General features: G+C 42.8%; 1 protein-coding gene. It reads left to right on the top strand.

Features of this window, described 5'->3' with window-relative positions; all coding sequences use genetic code 11:
- Window positions 1–5 precede the first annotated feature (5 nt).
- Window positions 6–119: an ATP-binding protein gene (locus tag KVT27_RS27165; protein ID WP_256449066.1), complete on the top strand. Its 114-nt coding sequence runs from the start codon at window positions 6–8 to the stop codon at window positions 117–119.
- Window positions 120–229 lie beyond the last annotated feature (110 nt).

The following is a 229-nucleotide window of genomic DNA, read 5'->3' as shown; positions in this document are numbered from 1 at the left end:
CAGGATTGGGACTAGCAATTGTCAAGCAAATCGTAGAGCTACATGGAGGCACTGTCCATATAGAAAGCGCAGTCTATGCGGGGACAAAGGTATATATAGATCTCCCCATTTTGTCATGAGGAGTTCATATAAAGTTCATGTTCTGCCGGTAAACTGCTACTTAGTTGAAACAAACTAAGGAGGAGTTTTCGTATGGAACAGAAGTGGAGCATACGCCTTATTCGATTGG

This window comes from Lysinibacillus sp. GbtcB16, from assembly GCF_019091145.1.
In the GTDB taxonomy this organism is placed as follows: domain Bacteria; phylum Bacillota; class Bacilli; order Bacillales_A; family Planococcaceae; genus Lysinibacillus; species Lysinibacillus fusiformis.
Note: the sequence above shows the minus strand (reverse complement) of the source record. Positions and strands in the feature narration are given on the sequence as shown.